The organism is Nocardia yamanashiensis NBRC 100130 (assembly GCF_001613325.1).
GTDB classification, from domain to species: domain Bacteria; phylum Actinomycetota; class Actinomycetes; order Mycobacteriales; family Mycobacteriaceae; genus Nocardia; species Nocardia yamanashiensis.
This window is the reverse complement of record NZ_BDCD01000008.1, coordinates 28,832-47,806: the sequence shown is the minus strand read 5'-3', so window position 1 is coordinate 47,806 and position 18,975 is coordinate 28,832. Positions and strand designations below refer to the sequence as shown.

Sequence of the window (18,975 nt, the reverse complement as noted above, 5' to 3'; positions counted from 1 at the left end):
CCCAAACCTCGTTTCCGGAACACTCTGCGCAGCGCTCCCCGCCGAAAACCCGAACCGGACGCCACGCCGCCTAGCGTGACGTCCGAGGTTCGGGGCTCACTTCACGTAACAATCAGACAAAAATGTTCTCTTGGCTAAGCGTTCAGCCCGCTGCTCCCGTTACATGGGCGCGCCCCCACCCGCCGGACACGACGGGGCCTGGGTTGCGATCCTGGTGCTGAACACCCGGTCCAATCTACCGTCCGGGTGCAAGCCGGAACCAGAAAGGGCCATAGGGACCGGCTATCACCCCATTTCACGCTGTCAGCGAGTGATATGCGTCCTGTCCCGGCCCGGGTCGTAGAGGTGCGATTGCGCGCAATCGAGGGTTTCGGCCAGGGCTCGGCCGACCAGAATCACGGCGGCTTGACGCAATCCGGCGGCCTCCACCCGGTCGGCGATATCGGCGAGAGTGCCGCGCAGGACCAGCTGTTCGGGTTGGCTCGCCCGGTAGACGACGGCCACCGGGCAGTCGGTTCCGTACTCGGGCGCGAGCTCGGCCGCGAGGGTGCGGATGCGGGTGATCGCCAGATGCAGGATCAGGGTGGCCCGGGTGCGGGCGAAGTTCGCCAGCGCCTCCGACTCCGGCATGGCCGTCGAGCGCGCCCGTGTGCGCGTCAGCACGACCGACTGCACCTGTTCCGGAACGGTCAGTTCGACGCCCAGGATGGCCGCGGCGGCCGCGTAGGCGGGGACGCCGGGGGTCACGTCCCATCCGATGCCGAGGGCGTCGAGGCGGCGCTTCTGCTCGGTGAGGGCCGAATATATGGACGGGTCGCCCGAACACAGCCGGGCGACGTCCTTGCCGGCCCGGTGCGCGCGGGCGCAGTGCTCGATGATCTCGTCCAGATCCAGGCCCTGGGTGTCGATCAGCTCGGCCTCGGGCGCGCAGTACGCCAGCACTTCCGGGTCCAGATAGGTGCCCGCGTACAGGCATACGGGCGAATTACGCAGCAGCTCCACCGCCCGCACGGTCAGCAGATCCGCCGACCCGGGTCCCGCCCCGATGAAGTGCACAGTCATGGGGCGAGTCTCTCACGGCCGACTGCGACAGATCGTCCACCCGGGGCGGCGTTGGCGGGCCGGCAGCGATAGAGCGCGGCCTTGCCCACCAGTGGGTGCGGGGCTAGTCGCTCACCTCGAAGGCGGCGATGACCTTGGTCGGTTTGATGCGCACCACCAGTTCGCCGGGCACGCCGTTGCGCTTGCCGAATTCCTCGGCGCGGTCCGCGCCCATGTACCGGCCGCCGATCTCGGTGGCGGTGCGGACCAGCTCCGCGGGATCCTCCGAGGCGGTGGCCACGCCCTGCACCTGGACGAAGGCGTACGGCGGGGCCTCGAGATCCACCAGCAGCGTCACCCGGCCGTCGCGCAGCACGGATTTGCCCTTGGCCGAGGTCTTTCCGGTATTGAAGACGATCTCCTCGCCTTCGAGCACGAACCAGATCGGCGTGACCAGGGGACGGCCGTCGGCGGCGGTGAAGGCGAGCTTGCCGGTGCGGGTGCCTTCGGTCAGGAACTCGCGCACCCGGGGGTCGGATAGGGAGGCCATGCGGTCACGCTACCGCTCAGATGGCTCCGCGCTCGCGTGCCCGCGCCACGGCGGAGGTACGGGATTTCACGCCCAGTTTCGAATAGATGTGGACCAGGTGGGATTTGACGGTGGTCTCGCTCAGGAACAACCGCTTGCCGATCTCGCGATTGGAGTGACCGTCGGCCACCAGGCGCAGCACTTCGATCTCGCGGGGGCTCAGGGTGGTGTCGGGTTTGCGGACCCGGGTCATGAGTTTCGATGCGACGGAAGGCGACAGCACGCTCTCGCCCGCGGCGGCCGAGCGCACGGCGGCCAGCAGTTCGGCGGGCGGGGTGTCCTTGAGGATGTAGCCGGACGCGCCCGCCTCGATCGCGCCGAGAATGTCGGCGTCGGTGTCGTAGTTGGTGACCACCAGGACGTTCGGCGGGCCGGGCAGCGCGCGGACGGCGGCGGTGGCCTGCGCCCCGGACTGGCCGGGGCCGAAGCGCAGATCCATCAGCACCAGGTCCACGGGGGTGGTGGCGCAGAAGGCCACCGCGTCCTCGGCGGTCGCGACCTCACCGATCACCTCGATATCGTCGGAATCGCTTTCCGCCACACCGGAATCCAGCAGCGCGCGCAGGCCCGCGCGGACGATGGCGTGATCGTCGGCGAGCAGGATGCGGATCATTGGTCCTCCAGCGGGAAGGAGACGGTGACCGCGGTGTGGCCGGGTTCGGATTCCACGTTCATGGTGCCGCCCTGCTGTTCTACCCGATTGCGCATGGCGGTCAGGCCGAAGCTGCCGGACGGGGCGTGTTCCAGCACCGCGGGGTCGATGCCCACGCCATTGTCGACGATGTCCAGGTGCACGGCGTCATCGGCGTAGGTGAGGGTGACGCGCATGGCCGCGGCGCGGGCGTGCCGCACCACATTCGACACCGCGCTCTGGGCGATCCGGACCAGGGCGGCCTCCATGGACATGGGCAGGCGTTGCGGATCGCCCTCCACCAGCACCCGGGCGTCGAGGCCCGGAGCGGTGGCGCGATCGACGATCCGGGTCAGCGCCTCGGTCAGCGATTGGCCGTCGAGCGGGGCGGGCGTGAGTTCGGCTATGAGATTGCGGGTTTCGACCAGGCCCTCGGCCGCGGTCTCACGGGCCAGCCGGATCTTCTCCAGCGCCGGATGTTCCGGGGCGGCGCGCTCCACGGCGTGCAGCAACAGCTGAATACTGCTGAGGCCCTGGGCGACCGTGTCGTGGATCTCCTGCGCCAGGCGTTCGCGCTCGGCCATCTTGCCGGCGGTGCGTTCCTGTTCGGCGAGAGTCGTTCTGGTGGCCAGCAATTCGTCGATGAGCTGCTGGCGGTCGGCGGCCTCGCGGAACAGCGCCTCGTAGCCGAGCCCGATGGCGACCGCGACCAGCGCGCCCAGCAGCGGGCCGATCACGCCGCCGAAGGTCCAGCCCTTGTGCAGCGCGAAGCCCACCACCGACACCGCGGTGGCGGCGGTGACCGCCAGCAGGCCCCAGCGGCGCGGCAGCAGATGCAGGTAGAGGAAGAACAATCCGAAGACCAGATAGACGGCCATCGGCGCCACGCAGACCAGGCCGAGCCACAGAACGGTCAACGCCCCCAGCCAGACTCGCGCCGCGACCAGGCGGCGGCGGAACCGGGCGCCGGCGAAGTAGACGCCGAGGAACAGGCCCGCCAGCAACACCACCACGATGGGGCGCTCGTCCGAGACCACGGCCTGCCCGACCACCACCGCGGTCAGCACCACCACCAGCACATGCAGGCCCACCTGCAAGGCGGCGAAGACGGGGGTCAGGGGCGATCGGTGCACGCCGACCAGCTTATGCCCGGCTATTGGAGCGGCATCCATCGAAAGGAGTAAACGCGCCCCACCGTCGGCAGGGTCGATCTTCGTCCCCCGGCGCGATGGTTTCGCGGCCGATCACGGCCAGGGTGGAAGTATGTTCGTCGCACTCAGAGATCTGCGGGCCGCCCGCGGCCGCTTCCTCCTCATCACCCTGGTGGTCACGCTGGTCGCGCTGCTGGTCAGCTTTCTCAGCGGCCTGACCGCCGGGCTCGCGCACCAGAACATCTCCGCCATCGAGTCCTTGCACACCTCCACCGTGGTGTTCGCCGACACCGGCGCGAAACCCTCCTACGACTCCTCCACCCTCGGCACCGATCAGATCGAGGTCTGGCAGCGGGCCGGCGGCACCGTGGACCCGATCGGCATCAGCCGCACCCGGGCCACCCACGACGGTGCGTCGCCCACCCAGGTGGCGCTGTTCGGCGTCGAGGGAACACCTTTCGGCAATCGTGTGGCTACCACTCCGGGATCGGTGATCCTGAGCAGCGCCGCCGCCAAGAACCTGGACGCGAAGACCGGCGACGTGGTGGACCTCGGCTCGGGCAACTTCACCGTGCAGGGTGTGACCGGCGACGATTGGTACGCCCACACCCCCGTCGTGTGGATGACGCTCACGGATTGGCAAGCGCTGAACCCGCGTTCGGGCGCGGCCACCATCCTCGCGGTCTCGGGGGTGAGCGACACCGCGGCCGTCAATGCCGCCGCGCACACCACCACGACCAGCACCAAGGGGTCGCTGTCGGCCATGAGTTCCTATCAGGCCGAGAACGGTTCGCTCACCCTCATGACCGTCATGCTCTTCGCCATCTCGGCCCTGGTCATCGGCGCGTTCTTCACCGTGTGGACCGTGCAGCGCCAGCCCGACATCGCCACCCTGAAAGCGCTCGGCGCGACCACCGGCTCACTGGTGCGAGATGCGTTGAGCCAGGCCCTGATCGTGCTCGCGCTCGGCGTCGGCATCGGCGTCGGCGCGACCACCGTGGCGGGCTTGTTCATCGGCGACGCCGTCCCGTTCGTGCTCACCGCGTCGACCACCCTGGTCCCCGCCGCCGCGCTGATCCTGCTCGGCCTGCTCGGCGCGGCCTTCGCCCTGCGCTTCCTCGCCACCACCGATCCGCTCACCGCCCTCAACCAAGCGCGCTGACCCCCAGGAGCTTTCGATGACCAACACCCTCACGGTCGCCGACCTCGTCCTCACCTTCCCCGACGGCGCCGACCGCATCACCGCCCTCGATCACGTGAACCTGCGAGTGCGCGGCGGGGAGATCGCCGCCATCACCGGCCCGTCCGGCTCCGGCAAATCCACGCTGCTGGCCGCCGCCTCGACCCTGCTGCGCCCCGACTCCGGGCAGGTGGAGCTCGAAACCGCCACCGGCACGGTCGATCTCGCGGCGCTGTCGCGCAAGGACGCGGCCACGCTGCGCCGCGAGTCCATCGGCATCGTGTTCCAGCAGTCCAATCTGATTCCGGCCCTCACCGCGCTCGAGCAGCTCGAGGCCATGTCCCATCTCGGCCAGTCCTGGTTCGTCTCGCCCGCCCGCCGTCGCGAAACCCGTTCCCGCGCACGCGATCTGCTGGCCGCCGTCGGCTTGTCGGGGCACGAGGCCAAGCGCCCCGCCCAGCTCTCCGGCGGTCAGCGCCAGCGCGTGAACATCGCCCGGGCGCTGATGAACGACCCGGCCCTGCTGGTCGTCGACGAACCCACCAGCGCCCTCGATCAGGAGCGCGGCGCCGCCATCATCGACCTGGTGGTCGGCATCGTGCGCGAGCACCGCGCCGCCACCCTCCTGGTCACCCACGACCGCTCGCACCTGCACCGGATGGACGCCGTCTATCGCATGGTCGACGGCGTCCTCAGCCTCGAGTCCGAGGCCCTCGCCGCCTGAGCGCGGGAGTCAGTGGCCGCCGGGCAGGCGCCGGCGGCCGGTGCGGACCTCGGAGGTGAGGTCCTCGTAGCCGATGGCCAGTTCGGCCAGGTGCTCCCAGATATTGGCGAGATCCCGGGTGGTGGCGCTGGCCAGGGCGGCGTAGGCGTGAGCGGTGAGGGCGGCGAGGCGGTCGATGACCGCGCCCAGGGTTTCGGTGTGGACGCGCGCGCCGCCGTGGCTCGGCGGGAGTTGCGAGGTTATCCAGCGGTCGATTTCGTGGACCAGGTCGGTGCGGATCTGTTCCAGTGCGGCCGCCTGGTCGGGGGTGGCGCTAAGGCGGCGTTCGTGGACTTCGGCTAGATCGTGAGCGGCGCGCAGTAGCGGGTGGCCGGGGAATCCGCTTCCCCGGCAGGCCCGGAGCACTTGGCTTTTGGTTGGCAGTGGATCTCGCATTTGACTGCTCCTCATACCGCGCACTAGCTAATTCGGAGCACGATAGTGAGCGCAGATGTCCGGAATATGTCCGTGACGGAACCAACCCGCTGCTGTTCTGCGACCGCGAGTTTCGATACGGGAACCGTTACGAATTGATCTTGGTGAAGAAGGTTGCGATATCGGCGGCATGGGCGACCGGAACGTCCATGGCGAGGAAGTGATTGCCGGTATTTCCCTCGGGCCAATAGGCGATGTGATTGTCGCGTTCGGCGAGCCGCCGCATGAGATCCGAACCGCCGCCGTAGACGCCGACGGGCACCAGGCGCTGACCGGCCGGCCAGGCGAAACCATTGTCGCCGAGGCCGTTGTACATGGGCCAGGACGAGGTCGCGGCGGTATTGGTGAACCAGTAGAGCGCGACATTGGTGAGCAACTGATCGCGGTCGTAGGCGTCTTCGAAATTCTCGGCCAGGAAAGCGAATTCGTTGAATTTGTGCACCAGCCAGGCGAGCAATCCGACCGGGGAGTCGGTCCAGCCGTGGGCGAAGGTCTGCGGCGCGGCATTCAGCAGGACGTGATGGTTCACGCCGCTCTGCCACTTCCGCATCATTTCCCATTCGGCCAGTTCGTCGGCGTTCATGTCCGGTACGTCGGATTCGGACGGCATGCCGAGTCCGCCGTCGATGTGCACGCCCACGATTCGGTCCGGAGCGGCCAGCGCCATTTCCTGCACCACGTACGCGCCGAGGTCACCGCCCTGCACGCCGTACCGCTGGTAACCGAGCCGCGCCATCAGCTCGATCCACATGGCGGCCACCCGGCGCGGCTTCATGCCGGGTTCGCGCGGCCCTTCGGAGAACGCGAAGCCGGGCACCGACGGGACGATCACGTGGAACGCCCGCTGCGTCAGTCCATGCGCCCGCGGATCCGTCAGCAGCGGAATGGTTTTCGTGAATTCGACGAAGCTGTTGGGCCAGCCGTGGGTGAGGATGAGCGGCAGCGCGTCCGGCTCGGGCGAGCGCACGTGCAGGAAGTGCACGTCCAGGCCGTCGATCTCGGTCAGGAACTGCGGGAACTCGTTGAGCGCGACTTCCTGTGCCCGCCAATCGAATTCGGTCCGCCAGTACTCGGCCAGCGCGCGCAGCGTGTCCACCGGCACGCCCCGCTCCCAGCCCTGCCCGGGCAGCTGCGCCGACCAGCGGGCGCGGGCCAGGCGATCGTTCAGGTCCTCGAGGTCGGACTGCGGGACGGCGATGCGGAAGGGGCGGATCTCGGTGCTCATGGGAACTACGTTAGAAATGAACTAGGTCAGGTACGGTCCTAGTTGCGGAGGAGAGTTTCGAACATGAGCGACACCCCCGCACGGCTGCTCCGCCTGCTGTCCCTGTTGCAGACCCCGCGCGAATGGCCGGGCAGTGAACTGGCCGACCGCCTCGGCGTCTCCGACCGCACCGTCCGGCGCGATATCGACCGGCTGCGCGAACTCGGCTATCCCGTCGAAGCCACCATGGGCATGACCGGCGGTTATCGCCTGGTCGCCGGCGCCGCCATGCCGCCGCTGCTGGTGGACGACGAGGAAGCGGTGGCCATCGCGGTCGGCTTGCGCGCGGCGGCCGGGTCGGCGGTGGCGGGCATCGAGGAGGCGTCGGTGCGCGCGCTGGCCAAGCTGGAGCAGGTGCTGCCCGCCAAATTGCGCCGGCGGGTGCGGGTGCTCGGCGTCGCGACGGTGACGCCGAGCGGGAACGCCGAACCGGTCGATCCGGAAGTGCTGACCGCCTTGGCCGCCGCCATCACGAACCGGGAGCGGGTGCGGTTCGCCTACCGCTCCGGCGACGGCAGCGAGACCCGCCGCAATATCGAGCCGGTCGGGCTGGTGCCCGCGCATCGGCGTTGGTACCTGGTCGGTTTCGATCTCGACCGGGCCGCGTGGCGCACCTTCCGGGTGGACCGGGTGGAGCGCCCGCAGCCGACCGGTGCGCGCTTCACGCCGCGCGAACTGCCCGCCGCCGATCCGGCCGCGTTCGTGAGCGGCGCGCGCACCGATTGGGGCGTACCGGCCATCCGGATTCACGTGACCATCGCCGCGCCGATCGGGCGGATCGCCGGGCGGCTGGGCGATGGGCCCGGCGATCTCACCGCCCTGGACGAAAAGACCTGCCTGCTCGATATGACCCGCGAGGATTCCCCGGACTGGCTGGCCGTGCGCCTGCTCGACCTCGGTTTTCGTTTCGAGGTGCACGACTCCCCCGAACTCGATGCGGCCCTACGCGCCCTCCGCGGCCGCATCGACGCCGCCCTGCGATAGCGCGGCGAGCACGCGAGCGGCTTCCCGCTCGGCATTGGAATTCGATTGCAGCCCACGGGAACCGGCCAGCTTGGCCCGGATGTGCTCGGCCACCGTGACCGGCTCGTACCTGCTGCCGTCGCCCACGCACGAGGGCAGGGTGGCGATGACGGCGTCGAGATTGCCGTCGTGGAAGTAGGCCGCGCTGCGCCGCCGCTGGATCGTGCCGTCCACGATGGGCGGCTTCACCCGGTGCAGGGTGGACATCCAGCGCTCATTGGTCCAGCGCGCCATCAGATCCCCGAGATTGACCAGCAGCGCGCCCTCCTCGGGCTGCACGTCGTGCCAGATGCCGTCCGCGCCCAGCACTTGCAGACCGGGCGCGCGGTCCGCCCACAGCACGGTGACGATGCCGTAGTCGGTGTGCTCGCCCATCCCGATCAGTTCACCGTCCAATTCCACCGCGCCGGGCGGCAGGGCGTAATTGTTCATCCGCAGCACGTCCAGGGAGTGGTCGGTGAACGCGTCGAAGTATCCGGCGGGCAGTTCCAGCGCGTCCGCGAACGCGGTGGTGAGCGTGCGCGCCACCCGGGCGGCTTCGGCGAAGTAGGCCTCCACGGGCGCGCGGAACTCCGGCAGCTCACGGGGCCAGAAGTTTTCGGCGTAGTCGTCGGCGGGCAACGCCAGGTCCGGGTATCGGGCCGCCGGGACGCCCACATTGAACGCCTCGAAGAAGTCCTTCATCCGCCCGGCCGATTCCACGCCGAGGCTCAGGCTCAGGCTTTCGCTCTTGGGCGGCGAATACCCCCGGTTGATGGCCGGCGGCGTGCGGTACTCCCGTTTGGCCGCGAGTTCGAGCCCGAAGAACGAATCGAGTGCGGCGGTGAACCCGTCGAGCACCGGTTGCGGCACCGCGTGCCCGACGATCTGCATGAATCCGACGGTCCGCGCGGCCGCGTCGATCTGGCGCGCCACCTCCGAACGCGCCTGCGCGCCAGCGCCGTTCACATACGGGCCGATATCGATGACGGGTACCCGAAACTCCATGACGATCCTTTCACCGCGGTGCCTGCAACCAGCCGACTGATAAGTGACAGCAGTCAGATTCGCCCATCCGTATAGCGATGACGTTCATGTACGTCACAAACATGTTAAGCCCCAGCGATCACCGCCGCTCCGTGTCGGATCAGCCGCCGCCCCCGGTGTGAGAGGGTGCGGAGGTGGAGATCGTGACGTCATTGCCCGCCGATACCCCGCTCGGCCTGGTGGGCGAGCGGGTCCGGCGCATCGAGCGGCTCGGGTTCGATACCGTGCACGTCTCGGAGACCGCGCACGATCCGTTCGCGGTGTGCGCACTGGCGGCGGAGCACTCCGCGCGGCTCACGGTGCGGACCAGCATGGTGGTGGCCTTCGCCCGCAGTCCGATGGTGACCGCCTGCGCGGCCCGGGATCTGGCGGCGTTCTCGGGCGGGCGATTTCAGTTGGGGGTGGCCTCGCAGGTGCGGGGGAATATCGTCGGGCGCTACTCGATGGAGTGGTCGGATCCGGTGCGGCGGCTGGGCGATTACGTCGGGGCGCTGCGGGCCGTCTTCCGGTCGTTTCAGCACGGCGCGGCCCTGGAATACGAGAGCGAGTCGTACACCTTCACGCGGTTGCAGCCCTATTTCAACCCGGGGCCGCTCGAGACCGGGATGCCGCAGATCTGGCTGGGCGGGGTGAATCGGCGCATGTGCGAGCTGGCGGGCGCGGTCGCCGACGGCTTCGTGGCGCATCCGACCGCATCGCATCCGATCGCGTTGCGGGAGCGGCTGCTTCCGGCCCTGACGGCGGGAGCCGAGCGCGCCGGCCGGGACGGCGTGCCGCGGATCGTCGTGGTTCCCAAGGTGATCACCGGCGCGGATCGCGCGGCACTGGATGCGAAACGGGAAGCCGTGCGGTCGGAGCTGGCGTTTCTGTATTCGACGCCCGCGTATCGCGGCACGCTGGATCTGCTCGGGTTCGGGGAGACCGCGGATCGGCTGATCGCCGGGGCCGCGGCGAAGGAGTGGGCGACGCTGCCCGCGCTGCTCGGTGACGAAGCACTGGCGGCGCTGGTGCCGCAGGGCACCTACCGGGAGCTGCCCGAGCTGCTGCACGAGTGGTATTCCGGTTCGTGCCAAGGGATTTCCCTCGCCGTCCCGGAGGATGCCGAGGACGACGAGGACTTCCGCGTGATGCTGGCGGAGCTGCGGCGGCGGTCAGTCGCGTAGGGCGGCGAACCAGTCCAGCAGATCCGGATCGTCGATGGCGGTACGGGCCACCACGGTGGCCGGGTCCGCGCCTTGGAACAGCTTCTTCAGCGGGACTTCGAGTTTCTTGCCGGTGCGGGTGTGCGGGACGCCGGGAGCCTGGATGATCTCGTCGGGCACATGCCGGGGCGAGACCTCGGTGCGGATGGCGGCATTGATGCGCGCCTTCAGCTCGTCGGTCAGGTCGACGCCGGGGACCGGGACCACGAACAGCGGCATCCAGTAACCGCCGTCCGGCTGTTCCACACCGAGCACCAGGGCTTCGGCGATTTCCGGCAGCGCTTCCACGGTTTGGTAGATGTCGGCGCTGCCCATCCGGATGCCGTGGCGGTTGAGGGTGGAGTCGGAGCGGCCGTGCACGACGATGCTGCCGTGGTCGGTGAGGGTGATCCAGTCGCCGTGCCGCCAGACGCCGGGAAACATGTCGAAATAGGCGTCGTGGTAACGGGATCCGTCGGGGTCGTTCCAGAAGCGCACCGGCATGGACGGCATGGGTTCGGTGATCACGAGTTCGCCGACTTCGCCGCGCACCGGTTTGCCGTTCTCGTCCCAGGCGTCCAGGGCGACGCCGAGATACGGGGCCGAGAGTTCACCGGGCCAGACGGGGACGGTGCGCACGCCGCCGATGAAGGCGGAGACCACATCGGTGCCGCCGCTGATCGAGGCGACCGGGACGTGCTCGCCCACGTTGTCGCGCAACCACAGTGCGGACGACGGGGGCAGCGACGAACCGGTGATACCGACCAGGCGCAGGGCAGACAGATCGTGGTCGCGGCGCGGGACCGAACCCGCCTTGGCGCAGGCCAGCACATAGCCGGGGCTGGTGCCGACCACGGTGGCTCCGACCCGAGCGGCAATGGACCACAGCGCATCCGTGGTCGGTGCGGACGGACTGCCCGGATAGCAGACGATGGTCGCGCCGACCAGCAGGCCGGAGAGCTGGAAGTTCCACATCATCCAGCTCGGGCTGGTGTACCAGAAGAAGGTGTCGTCGCGCCCGATATCCGATTGCAGCGCAACGGCTTTCAAATGCTCGAGCAGCACGCCGCCGTGCCCGTGCACGATGCCCTTGGGCTTGCCGGTGGTGCCGGAGGAGTACAGCACCCAGAGCGGATGGTCGAAATCGACCTGCTCGGTGGCGATTTCGCCGTCGGAGGCGCCCGCGGCGATCTCGGCGGCGGTGACGGTGGCCACCAGGCCGGGCAGGCCCGCCCGCAACGCGGCCACGTCCGCGGATTTGTCGTGGGTCTTGCCGCCGAAGACGTAGCCATCGGTGGTGACCAGCACCTTGGGCTCCAGCTGCCCGAGCCGGTCCAGGGCGGCCTGCGCGGAATAGTCCATGCCGCAGGCGCTCCAGATCGCCCCGAGGCTCGCGGTGGCGAGGAAGGCGATGACGGCTTCGGGAATGTTCGGCAGGTACCCCGCCACCCGGTCGCCGGGTGTGACGCCCAGGCCGCGCAGGGTTTCGGCGAACGCCTTCGTCTTGCCGAGCAGGTCGGCCCAGGACAGTTCGGTGCGCGCGCCGGTCTCGTCGACCGAGATGATGGCGGGCCGATCGGTGCGCGCCTGCCGCACCACCTGATCCACGAAGTTCAGGCGGGTGCCCGGGAACCATTGCGCGCCGGGCATTTCCGCCGACGCCAGGACTTCCGCGCCGCGTTCACCGAGCTCGAAATAGTCCCACAGCGCACCCCAGAAGCCGGGCAGGTCGTCCACCGACCACTGCCAGAGTTCCCGGTAGCCGTCGGTGGCTACGCCCGTCCGCCGCTCCACGAACCGCGCGAAATCGGTCACCCGCGCCGTCTCGATATCCGCCGCGCTCGGCGCCCACTGTGGCTCCACCGCCCAAACCTCCTAGCTCAGTGCCCGCGCCACAATGCGCTCGGCGTGCCGGATGACCGGCATGTCCACCATGCGGCCTTCGAAGGTGAAGACGCCGCGATGATTCGGCACCTCCGCCAGCAGCCTTCGCGCCCAATCGACTTCGTCGTCCGACGGGGCGTACGCGCGCCGGATGACCGGCAAATGCGACGGATGGATGGCCACCTTGGCGTCGAAGCCGACCGCCACCGCGTCCAGCGATTCGGCGGCCAGACCATCCAGATCCGGGATGTTCAGGAACACCGAATCGAGCGCGAATTTGCCGTAAGCCTTTGCCGCCAACAGGGATTGGGAACGCACGTGGCGTGCCACATCCCGGTAGGAACCGTCAGCGTGCCGACTGGAGTTGCCGCCGAGCGCCGCCACCAGATCCTCCGCGCCCCACATGACGCCGATGGCATTGCGCGCCATCACCGCCCGGCCCACGCCCATGGCGCCCAGCGGGGATTCGATGAGCGCGATCACCTCGTACTCGGTCAGCCGCGTGATCTGTTCCGCCGATTCGCATTTCGGCAGCATGATGCGCCGGTAATCGGTGCGCAGCAGCGCGTCCAGGTCCAGCACGTGATCCAGGGTGCCGGCGGCATTGACCCGCACCACGGTGCGTTCCGGATCCTGCGGGGTGTCGATGAGCGCCTTGCGGGCGGCGGGCTTGTCGGCCTCCGCGACCCCGTCCTCCAGGTCGATGATCACCACGTCGGCGGCGTCCAGGGCCTTGCCGTAGCGCTCGGGCCGGTCGGCCGGGCAGAAGAGCCAGGCCGGGCCGGGCATTTCCCAGTTCATGCGGTCGGGGCCTTGCGGACCAGGGTTTTGCGGACGGCCGTGGCCACCACGTCCCCGTGCTGATTGCGGCCGGTGTGCGCGAAAGTCACGATGCCCTCTCCCGGACGGCTCTTGGATTCCCGCAGGTCGGTCACCACGGTTTCGGCGTACAAGGTGTCACCGTGGAAAAGCGGCTTCGGGAACGCGATTTCGGAAAAGCCGAGATTGGCGACGATGGTGCCCTGGGTCAGCTGCGCCACCGACAAGCCGACCAGCGTGGACAGCGTGAACATGGAATTGACCAGGCGCTGATGGAACGGCGGCAGCGCCTCGGCGAACGCCGCGTCCAGGTGCAGCGCCTGGGTGTTCATGGTCAGCGTCGTGAACAGCACATTGTCGGCTTCGGTAATGGTCCGGCCGGGCCGGTGCTCGTACACCACGCCGACTTCGAATTCGTCGAACCACAAGCCGCGCTGGACGACTCGGCGCTGGGTTCCGGTCACAGGCCCAGCTCCCGCCCGATCAGCATCAACTGCACCTCCGTGGTGCCTTCCCCGATTTCCAGGATCTTGCTGTCTCGATAGTGCCGGGCCACAGCATATTCGTTCATGAAGCCGTAGCCGCCGAAAATCTGGGTGGCGTCGCGGGCATTGTCCATGGCGGCCTCGGAGGCGACCAGCTTGGCGATGGCGGCCTGCTTCTTGAACGGCTTGCCGGACAGCATGAGCGCGGCCGCGTCGTAGTAGGCGGTGCGGGCGGCGTGGGCGCGCGCCTCCATGCGGGCGATCTTGAAGGCGATGGCCTGGTTGGCGCCGATCGGCCGCCCGAAAGCCTCGCGCTCCTTGCTGTATCGCACGCTCTCGTCCACGCAGCCCTGGGCCGCGCCGACCGACAGCGCCGCGATGGCGATCCGGCCCTCGTCCAGGATGCGCAGGAAGTTGGCGTAGCCGCGGCCGCGCTCGCCCAGCAGGTTCTCGGCCGGCACCCGCACGTCGGTGAAGCTCAGCGGGTGGGTGTCGGAGGCGTTCCACCCGACCTTGTTGTAGGCCGGTTCGGCCACGAAGCCGGGCGTGTCGGCGGGCACGATGATGGTGGAGATCTCCTTCTTGCCATCGGTCGTGCCGGTGACCGCGGTGACGGTGACCAGGCGGGTGATATCGGTGCCCGAGTTGGTGATGAACTGCTTGGAGCCGTTGATGATCCAGCTGTCGCCGTCCTGCACGGCGGTGGTGCGGGTGCCGCCCGCATCGCTGCCCGCGCCCGGTTCGGTGAGCCCGAACGCGCCCAGCGCCCGGCCGCTGGCCAGTAGCGGCAGCCATTCCTGCTTCTGCTTGTCGTTGCCGAACCGGTAGATCGGCATGGCGCCCAGCGACACACCGGCTTCCAGGGTGATGGCGACGCTCTGGTCCACCTTGCCCAGTTCCTCGAGGGCCAGGCAGAGCGCGAAGTAGTCGCCGCCCATGCCGCCGAACTCCTCGGGGAACGGCAGGCCGAACAGGCCCATGTCCGCCATGCCCGCGATGACCTCGTACGGGAAGGAGTGCTCGGCATCGTGCTTGGCGGCGACCGGGGCCACCACCTGGTTGGCGAAATCGCGGACGGTGAGGGCGAGTTCGCGGTACTCGTCGGGCAGCTGCCCGGTGGAGAGGAAGTCGGTCATGCGGGCTGGTTCTCCTCGGAAGCGGCCGGGGCGGCCGAGTCGGCGGTTGCGGCGATGATGCGGGCCAGCGGCTGTTCCAGCTTGACCTGCGCGCCCGGCTGGACGAGCAGTTCGACGCGGCCCGCGACGGGGGCGGTGAGGGTGTGCTCCATCTTCATGGCCTCGACCACGACGATGGGGGCGCCGGCGGCGACCAGCGCGCCGGACTCGACGGGGGTGGCGATGACGGAACCCGGCATGGGGCTGAGGATTTCGGCATCGCCCTCGTGCGCGCCGCCGCCCCGGGTATCGGCCTCGGCGACCTCGCGGAGCACGGCGACGCCGGTACGGTCGGCGACCCAGAGCTGACCGGCCTCGGCGGCGACGGCGTAGGTGGCGCGGATGCCGTCCAGCACGAGCGCGAGTCCCGTGGCGCCGGACTTGGAATCGGCGGCGAAAGACGCTGTGAGCGTGCGCTCTTCACCGTCCTCGACCCGCACCGCCGCCCGCTCCGGCGTACCGGTGAACGCGACGTGCGCGGTGCGGTCGCCCGCGACCAGCCGGAAGGTGGTGGGCGCGTGCGCGCCGACCCGCCAACCACTCGGCTGCGCCCACAGGGAGCTCGCACCCTCCGCTGCCCAGAGGTTCAGCCACAATTCGGCGGCGGCCGCGATGAACTGGTCGTCGGCGACGGGGGCGGGCGCGAAGTCGACAGCGCGACGGTCCAGCAATCCGGTGTCGAGTTTTCCGGCGCGTACGTCCGGCTCCGCGAGCAGGAAGCGCAGGAAGTCGGTGTTGGTGCGCACGCCGAGCACCTGCGTATCGCGCAGGGCCGCATCGAGTTTGGTGATGGCGGTGGCGCGGTCGGCGGCGTAGGCGATGACCTTGGACAGCATCGGGTCGTAGTCGGTGCCGACCACGGTGCCGGCGCGCAGGCCCGAATCCACCCGGATGCCAGGGCCTTCCGGTTCGGCGAGGGCGAGCACGGTGCCGCCGGTGGGCAGGAAGTCGCGGCCCGGATCCTCGGCGTACACGCGCGCTTCGACGGCGTGCCCGGTGAGCCGGATATCGTCCTGGCTCGCCGTCAGCTGCTGCCCGGCGGCGATGCGCACCTGGCATTCCACCAGGTCCACACCGGTGACCAGTTCGGTCACCGGGTGTTCCACCTGCAGACGGGTGTTCATCTCCATGAAGAAGAACTCGTCGGGATTATCGGCGGAGACGATGAATTCGACGGTGCCCGCGCCCACGTAGTTCACGCTGCGCGCGGTATCGCAGGCCGCCGCGCCGATCCGGGCCCGGGTCGCGGCGTCCAGCAGCGGCGAGGGCGCTTCCTCGATCACCTTCTGATGGCGGCGCTGCAGACTGCATTCGCGTTCGCCCAGGTGCAGCACGTGCCCGAACTGGTCGGCCAGAATCTGGACCTCGATATGCCTGGGACGGTTGACGAATCGCTCCAGGAACAGCGTGTCGTCACCGAAGGCCGCACCGGCTTCCCGGCGGGCGCTGACCAGGGCGGCGGGCAGGTCGGCCGGATCCTCGACCCGGCGCATGCCCTTGCCGCCGCCACCGGCGGACGGCTTCACCAGCACCGGATAGCCGATTTCGACCGCAGCGGCGAGCAATTCGGCATCGGTCAGGCCGGACTTGGCGATACCGGGAACCACCGGCACCCCGTAGGCGGAGACCGCGTTCTTGGCGGTGATCTTGTCGCCCATGACCTCGATGGCCTTGGCGGGCGGGCCGAGGAAGACGATGCCCGCCTCGTCCAGCGCCGCCGCGAAGGCCGAATTCTCCGACAGGAAGCCGTATCCGGGATGCACGGCCTGTGCGCCGGACCGTACACAGGCATCCACAACCTTGTGGATATCCAGGTACGACTCGCGCGCCGGGGCCGGGCCGAGCCGGACCGCGGTATCGGCCTCGCGCACGTGCCGGGCGTCGGCATCGGCGTCGCTGTAGACGGCGACCGAGCGAATTCCCATGGCGCGCAAGGTACGAATGACACGCACCGCGATCTCGCCGCGATTGGCGACCAGCACGGTGTCGAAGGCGACGGGCTGGGTGGCGTTCAGCAACGCTGTGTTCGTCATGGTCATCACATCCGGAAGACGCCGTAGGAAACGGGCTCGACGGGGGCCTGGGCGCAAGCCGAAAGCGCCAGGCCGACAACGGTTCTGGTATCGGCCGGATCGATCACGCCGTCGTCCCAGAGGCGGGCGGTGGAGTAGTAGGGATTGCCCTGCGCTTCGTACTGCTCACGGATCGGGGCCTTGAAGGCCTCCTGATCCGCGGCCGACCAGGGCTTGCCATTGCCGTCCAGCTGGTCGCCGCGCACGGTCGCCAGCACCGACGCGGCCTGCTCGCCGCCCATCACCGAGATGCGGGCGTTCGGCCACATCCACAGGAAGCGCGGCGAATACGCGCGCCCGCACATGGAGTAGTTGCCCGCGCCGTAGGAACCGCCGATGACCACGGTCAGCTTGGGCACCCGCGCGCACGCCACCGCGGTGACCATCTTCGCGCCGTGCTTGGCGATGCCGCCGGCCTCGTAGTCGCGGCCGACCATGAAGCCGGTGATGTTCTGCAGGAACAGCAGCGGGATGGTGCGCTTGTCGCACAGTTCGATGAAATGCGCGCCCTTCATGGCGGATTCGCCGAACAGCACGCCATTGTTGGCCACGATGCCGACCGGGTGGCCGTGGATGCGCGCGAACCCGGTGACCAGGGTCTTGCCGTATTCGGCCTTGAACTCCTGGAATTCGCCGCCGTCCACCATGCGGGTGATGACCTCGCGCACGTCGTACGGGGTGCGCAGGTCGACCGGCACCACGTCGTACAGCTCGTCCTGCGGGGCGATGGGATCGACGGTGGGTGCGATCTCCCACGGGGAAGGCGTCTTCGGCCCGAGCGTGGCCACGATATTGCGCACGATGCGCAGCGCGTCCTGATCGCTCTCGGCCAGATGATCGGTGACACCGGAAGTGCGCGAATGCAATTCGCCGCCGCCCAGTTCCTCCGCCGTCACGATCTCCCCCGTGGCGGCCTTCACCAGCGGCGGGCCGCCCAGGAAGATGGTGCCCTGATCGCGCACGATGACGGTCTCGTCGCTCATGGCGGGCACGTACGCGCCGCCGGCGGTGCAGGAGCCCATGACCGCGGAGATCTGCGCGATGCCCTTGGCGCTCAGGTTCGCCTGATTGAAGAAGATGCGGCCGAAATGCTCACGATCCGGGAACACCTCGTCCTGTTTGGGCAGGAACGCGCCGCCGGAGTCGACCAGGTAGATGCACGGAAGATGGTTCTGCAGCGCGACTTCCTGCGCGCGCAGATGCTTCTTGACGGTCATCGGGTAGTAGGTGCCGCCCTTGACCGTGGCGTCGTTGGCCACGATCACGCACTCGCGCCCGGACACCCGGCCGATGCCGCCGATCACGCTCGCGCCCGGGCACTCGTCGTCGTACATCCCGTCGGCCGCCAGCGGCGACAGCTCCAGGAACGGCGAACCCGGATCCAGCAGTTGATCCACCCGCTGCCGCGGCAACAGCTTGCCGCGCGCCAGATGCCGCTCCCGCGCCTTCTCCGGCCCGCCCAGCGCGGCCGTGGCCAGCTTCTCGCGCAACTCCTCGACCAGCGCGAGATGCGCGGCCCGGTTTCCGGTGCGCACGTCCCCAGTCAGCGTCATTCCGCCATCCCAGCTCGTTCGGTTAATACCCAATAACTGGAATTTAAGATAATCTGCACTAACTGAGTTGTCCAGGACCGCGAAGGGAGAGCCACGGTGAGCAGCGCCGACACCGTCGTCCCCACGCGCCGCGAGCAGCTGAAAGCGCAGCGGCGGGAGCAATTGCTCGACGCCGGGGCACGGCTGATCGCCGACCGCGGCTTCCTCGGCGTACGCCTGGACGACCTCGGCGCGGCCGTCGGCATCAGCGGCCCGGCGGTCTACCGCCACTTCCCCAACAAGGAAGCACTGCTGGTCGAACTGCTGGTCGGCGTCAGCCAGCGACTACTCGACGGCGGGCGGGCGGTCATCGACTCCGCCCCCACCCCGGGCGAGGCGCTCACCGGCCTGGTCGACTTCCATCTCGACTTCGCCTTCGGCGAGCCGGAACTCATCCGCATCCAGGACCGCGACCTGGAGAGCCTGCCCGAATCGGCCCGCCGTCAGGTCCGGCGCACGCAGCGCCAGTACGTCGAACTCTGGGTCGGCATCCTGCGCGAACTACACCCCGAACTCCCCGAACCGGCGGCCCGGGTCCAGGCCCACGCCACCTTCGGGTTGATCAACTCGACACCCCACAGCGCACCCGCCACTCTTGCCACGCGCGCCCGTCCGGTCCTGCGCCGCATGGCCCTGGCAGCTCTCGAACAGCCGGAATGACGAA

Annotated in this window: 18 protein-coding genes; 5 read left to right on the top strand and 13 right to left on the bottom strand. The window is 69.0% G+C overall.

Annotated features, from left to right (window positions below; translation table 11 throughout):
• Positions 1–303: 303 nt before the first annotated feature.
• From cobM to NY1_RS08610, 4 genes are all read right to left on the bottom strand, one after another.
• Positions 304–1,062, bottom strand: a complete 759-nt coding sequence (gene cobM, locus NY1_RS08625; protein WP_067710257.1) for a precorrin-4 C(11)-methyltransferase — start codon at positions 1,060–1,062, stop codon at positions 304–306.
• A 103-nt stretch (positions 1,063–1,165) separates the two neighbouring features.
• Positions 1,166–1,591 carry a PPOX class F420-dependent oxidoreductase gene (locus NY1_RS08620; RefSeq protein ID WP_067710255.1) on the bottom strand — a complete coding sequence of 142 codons (426 nt, stop codon included), beginning with the start codon at positions 1,589–1,591 and terminating at the stop codon, positions 1,166–1,168.
• A 16-nt stretch (positions 1,592–1,607) separates the two neighbouring features.
• A complete protein-coding gene (locus NY1_RS08615; protein WP_067710253.1) occupies positions 1,608–2,243 on the bottom strand; it encodes a LuxR C-terminal-related transcriptional regulator in 636 nt (211 codons plus the stop codon).
• The gene (locus NY1_RS08610; RefSeq protein WP_174567170.1) at positions 2,240–3,394 is read right to left on the bottom strand and encodes a sensor histidine kinase; all 1,155 of its coding nucleotides are present in this window, start codon (positions 3,392–3,394) and stop codon (positions 2,240–2,242) included. Before NY1_RS08610 ends, NY1_RS08615 begins: the two co-directional genes overlap by 4 nt.
• Positions 3,395–3,524: 130 nt before the next feature.
• On the opposite strand from NY1_RS08610, the gene NY1_RS08605 reads away from it, so the two are divergent.
• Complete coding sequence (locus tag NY1_RS08605; protein WP_067710249.1) at positions 3,525–4,574, top strand: ABC transporter permease; 1,050 nt, start codon at positions 3,525–3,527, stop codon at positions 4,572–4,574.
• Between the two features lie 16 nt (positions 4,575–4,590).
• Complete coding sequence (locus NY1_RS08600; protein WP_067710247.1) at positions 4,591–5,316, top strand: ABC transporter ATP-binding protein; 726 nt, start codon at positions 4,591–4,593, stop codon at positions 5,314–5,316.
• A 9-nt stretch (positions 5,317–5,325) separates the two neighbouring features.
• Here the strand turns inward: NY1_RS08600 and NY1_RS08595 are convergent, their stop codons facing one another.
• Both NY1_RS08595 and NY1_RS08590 read right to left on the bottom strand, forming a co-directional pair.
• Positions 5,326–5,751, bottom strand: coding sequence for a DUF4254 domain-containing protein (locus tag NY1_RS08595; protein WP_067710245.1), 426 nt, complete (start codon positions 5,749–5,751; stop codon positions 5,326–5,328).
• Positions 5,752–5,878: 127 nt separating this feature from the next.
• Positions 5,879–7,015, bottom strand: a complete 1,137-nt coding sequence (locus NY1_RS08590) for an epoxide hydrolase family protein (protein WP_067710243.1) — start codon at positions 7,013–7,015, stop codon at positions 5,879–5,881.
• A 63-nt stretch (positions 7,016–7,078) separates the two neighbouring features.
• On the opposite strand from NY1_RS08590, the gene NY1_RS08585 reads away from it, so the two are divergent.
• Positions 7,079–8,038, top strand: coding sequence for a helix-turn-helix transcriptional regulator (locus NY1_RS08585; protein ID WP_067710241.1), 960 nt, complete (start codon positions 7,079–7,081; stop codon positions 8,036–8,038).
• Here the strand turns inward: NY1_RS08585 and NY1_RS08580 are convergent.
• The gene (locus NY1_RS08580; RefSeq protein WP_067710239.1) at positions 7,997–9,064 is read right to left on the bottom strand and encodes an isopenicillin N synthase family dioxygenase; all 1,068 of its coding nucleotides are present in this window, start codon (positions 9,062–9,064) and stop codon (positions 7,997–7,999) included. The genes NY1_RS08585 and NY1_RS08580 overlap by 42 nt on opposite strands.
• A 173-nt stretch (positions 9,065–9,237) precedes the next feature.
• On the opposite strand from NY1_RS08580, the gene NY1_RS08575 reads away from it, so the two are divergent.
• Positions 9,238–10,266 carry a TIGR03617 family F420-dependent LLM class oxidoreductase gene (locus NY1_RS08575; RefSeq protein WP_067710237.1) on the top strand — a complete coding sequence of 343 codons (1,029 nt, stop codon included), beginning with the start codon at positions 9,238–9,240 and terminating at the stop codon, positions 10,264–10,266.
• Here the strand turns inward: NY1_RS08575 and NY1_RS08570 are convergent.
• From NY1_RS08570 to NY1_RS08545, 6 genes are read right to left on the bottom strand one after another with little or no spacing between them, the layout of a single operon-like run.
• Entirely contained in the window at positions 10,255–12,147 is a 1,893-nt protein-coding gene (locus NY1_RS08570; protein ID WP_067710235.1) for an acetoacetate--CoA ligase, read from the bottom strand. The two genes, NY1_RS08575 and NY1_RS08570, sit on opposite strands and share 12 nt — an antisense overlap.
• A gap of 12 nt (positions 12,148–12,159) precedes the next feature.
• The gene (locus tag NY1_RS08565) at positions 12,160–12,969 is read right to left on the bottom strand and encodes an HpcH/HpaI aldolase/citrate lyase family protein (protein WP_067710232.1); all 810 of its coding nucleotides are present in this window, start codon (positions 12,967–12,969) and stop codon (positions 12,160–12,162) included.
• Positions 12,966–13,451: a MaoC family dehydratase gene (locus tag NY1_RS08560; protein WP_067710230.1), complete on the bottom strand. Its 486-nt coding sequence runs from the start codon at positions 13,449–13,451 to the stop codon at positions 12,966–12,968. The genes NY1_RS08565 and NY1_RS08560 overlap by 4 nt, the downstream gene beginning before the upstream one ends.
• Complete coding sequence (locus NY1_RS08555; protein WP_067710228.1) at positions 13,448–14,608, bottom strand: acyl-CoA dehydrogenase family protein; 1,161 nt, start codon at positions 14,606–14,608, stop codon at positions 13,448–13,450. The genes NY1_RS08560 and NY1_RS08555 overlap by 4 nt, the downstream gene beginning before the upstream one ends.
• The gene (locus NY1_RS08550) at positions 14,605–16,686 is read right to left on the bottom strand and encodes an acetyl/propionyl/methylcrotonyl-CoA carboxylase subunit alpha (RefSeq protein WP_084534780.1); all 2,082 of its coding nucleotides are present in this window, start codon (positions 16,684–16,686) and stop codon (positions 14,605–14,607) included. The genes NY1_RS08555 and NY1_RS08550 overlap by 4 nt, the downstream gene beginning before the upstream one ends.
• Positions 16,686–18,272, bottom strand: a complete 1,587-nt coding sequence (locus NY1_RS08545; RefSeq protein ID WP_067710226.1) for a carboxyl transferase domain-containing protein — start codon at positions 18,270–18,272, stop codon at positions 16,686–16,688. The genes NY1_RS08550 and NY1_RS08545 overlap by 1 nt, the downstream gene beginning before the upstream one ends.
• Before the next feature lie 96 nt (positions 18,273–18,368).
• On the opposite strand from NY1_RS08545, the gene NY1_RS08540 reads away from it, so the two are divergent.
• Positions 18,369–18,971: an SACE_7040 family transcriptional regulator gene (locus tag NY1_RS08540; protein WP_067710224.1), complete on the top strand. Its 603-nt coding sequence runs from the start codon at positions 18,369–18,371 to the stop codon at positions 18,969–18,971.
• Positions 18,972–18,975 lie beyond the last annotated feature (4 nt).